Origin of the sequence: Phenylobacterium sp. (genome assembly GCF_031412415.1) — a bacterium.
Taxonomy (GTDB): domain Bacteria; phylum Pseudomonadota; class Alphaproteobacteria; order Caulobacterales; family Caulobacteraceae; genus Phenylobacterium.
In genome coordinates, this window is sequence record NZ_JANOCX010000394.1 from 1 (window position 1) to 2,277 (window position 2,277).

The following is a 2,277-nucleotide window of genomic DNA, read 5'->3' on the forward strand; positions in this document are numbered from 1 at the left end:
GCCCTGACCTGGAACGCTCTCGAACTGGAGAACGCCATCGCCGCGGCCGGCGTCTGCGGCGCCATGGTGCGGACGCCACGGGAGTGGGATGCCTCCGAGCAAGGGCGCATCCTGGGGGCTCGCCCGGTGGTCGAGGTGGTCAAGATCGCCGATGGCCCGCCCATGCCCATGCCCTCCGGCGGGGAAGCGGCGTTGTCGGGCGTCCGCGTGCTGGATATGACCCGCGTCCTGGCCGGCCCGGCCTGTGGGCGCACCTTGGCCCAGTACGGCGCCGATGTGCTCTACGTGGCCTCACCGAAGCTGCCGGCGACCGACTTCTTCGTCAGCGACGTGAACCACGGCAAGCTCTCGACGTGGCTAGACCTGACGCAGGACGCCGACCGCGCACGCCTGACCGAATTGATCGGGAGCTGCGACGTCTTCAGTCAGGGCTACCGGCTGGGCTCGCTGGAGCGGATGGGCCTGGGACCGCTTGACCTCGCCCGCCTTCGCCCCGGGATCATCTACACCTCCATCAACGCCTATGGTCACGAAGGCCCCTGGGCCAACCGGCCGGGATGGGAACAACTCGCCCAGACGGTGACCGGCCTGGCCCACGAGCACGGCGGCTATACCTTTGGCGGCGAGAAGGGTCCCCAGCTGCAGCCCGGCGCCGTCACCGACTACACGACGGGTTTCCTGGCGGCCTTCGGGACCATGGTCGCGCTTGACCGCCGCGCCCGGTTCGGGGGCAGCTACATGGTGCGGGTCTCGCTCGCCCAGACCGGGATGTGGTTGCGCGGCCTTGGCCTCGCGCCGCCCGAACACCTCGAGGCCGTGCGACCGCCGACGCCGCAGGAGATCGACGGCTGGCGCATCGACAGCGAGTCGGGCTTCGGGCCCGTCCGCCACCTCCGCCCGCCGGTGACCATGTCAGCGACGCCGGCCCATTGGCGCCGCCCCACCATGCCGCTGGGCGCCCACGAAGCGGCTTGGCCAAGCTGACGCGAAACGGCTATGGCCCTGGTGATGGCTTCCTCCGATATCCTCGTCGACGCACGCGGACACCGATGCCCGGTGCCGACCCTGCGCCTGCGCCGCGCCCTTGAAGACGCGCCGACCGGCGCACGCGTGCGCCTGTTGGCCGACGACCCGATGGCGCGAATCGACGTGCCGCACTTCGCCGCCGGCGCGGGTGTCACCGTGCTGGAGGCCGTCGATGAGGCGGGCGTGCTGAGCTTCCTGGTGGAGAAGCCCCGCTAGGACAGCCGCTGATCGGTCAGTAGGGCTTTCGGCGGGCGGCGCTCGTACAGCAGGATTTCGATCTCGGTGGCCAGAGCCCCGCCCAGGAAGATCGCGTTCACGTTCCACGACAGCCAGATCAGGAACACCACGACGGCGGCTACCGAACCATAGGTGGCGCCCAGTTCGGCGATCTGCTCGACATAGACCGCACTGGCCCAGGAAGCGAAGAGGCAGAGGAAGGCCGCGCCGATTCCGCCCATGATGGAGGCGCGCCAGGCGACCGGGGCGCTGGACATGGCGAAGCGGTAGATCAGGGTCATGGCCACGGTCAGGCCGAAGCTGGCCCAGGTCCACTCGCTGTAGAGCCAGGTGACGCCCGCCAGGGGCTTCAGATCAAAGGCCGCAGCCACAAACCGAAAGTAGAAGAACACCGCCGAGAAGAAGGTCAGCATGGCGAAGGCGGCGATCAGCACCAGCAGGGCCATGACGTTGAAGCCCACGAAGCCGCGCGGTGCGTCCTCGTCGTGAATGAACGATAGCCCGGCCAGCAAGGCTTTGAAGCCGCGGTGCGCGGCGTAGCCGCCGATGATCAGCGCGACCCCGCTCTGGGTTGAAACCACCTGGAACGGCGCCTGAGCCAGGCGCGTCAATTCGCTGGTGAACAGGCCCTGGGCGCCGGCCGGCATCAGGGTGGCCAGGCGTTCGGCCTGATGCGCCGCGGCCGTTGGGTCGGCCAACAGACCGTAGACGCCAATGGTGATGGCCAGAGCGGGAAACACCGCGAGCATGACGAAGAACGAGACGCCGCCGACATACAGCATCACGTCGCGGCCCCAGAGCCTGGTCAGAGCCTTGCCGGCGATCAATAGGACCAGCCGCAGCCAGTGCGTCGGGTCCCAGTCCATCTCGCGCAGCCGCTGGATTCCCCGACGGATCGACATGGCGCGGAAGGTGATGAAGGTCGCGCCCCGGCGCAAGCCGTCTTGGCGTCGCGTGTGAAGGGCGCCAACGTCGAAGCGGCGCGCCGGTCCTTGCGGGAGCCGGCGCGCCGCC

General features: G+C 69.1%; 3 protein-coding genes. 2 read left to right on the forward strand and 1 reads right to left on the reverse strand.

Annotation, left to right across the window (positions count from 1 at the left end; genetic code table 11):
- Positions 1–984 (forward strand): CoA transferase (locus tag RMO04_RS18595; RefSeq protein WP_309646257.1); only part of this gene is annotated, 984 nt, incomplete at its 5' end.
- A 24-nt stretch (positions 985–1,008) separates the two neighbouring features.
- Positions 1,009–1,242 carry a sulfurtransferase TusA family protein gene (locus tag RMO04_RS18600; RefSeq protein ID WP_309646258.1) on the forward strand — a complete coding sequence of 78 codons (234 nt, stop codon included), beginning with the start codon at positions 1,009–1,011 and terminating at the stop codon, positions 1,240–1,242.
- On the opposite strand, the gene RMO04_RS18605 is transcribed toward RMO04_RS18600, so the two are convergent.
- Positions 1,239–2,165 (reverse strand): YihY/virulence factor BrkB family protein, encoded by a 927-nt coding sequence (locus tag RMO04_RS18605; protein WP_309646259.1) that lies wholly within the window; start codon positions 2,163–2,165, stop codon positions 1,239–1,241. The two genes, RMO04_RS18600 and RMO04_RS18605, sit on opposite strands and share 4 nt — an antisense overlap.
- Between the last annotated feature and the right edge of the window lie 112 nt (positions 2,166–2,277).

What these genes read in the sequence shown, in the direction of transcription:
- RMO04_RS18600 (WP_309646258.1), top strand. Translation starts at nt 1,009, where the DNA reads ATGGCTTCCTCCGATATCCTCGTCGACGCACGCGGACACCGATGCCCG.
- RMO04_RS18605 (WP_309646259.1), bottom strand. Translation starts at nt 2,165, where the DNA reads ATGTCGATCCGTCGGGGAATCCAGCGGCTGCGCGAGATGGACTGGGAC.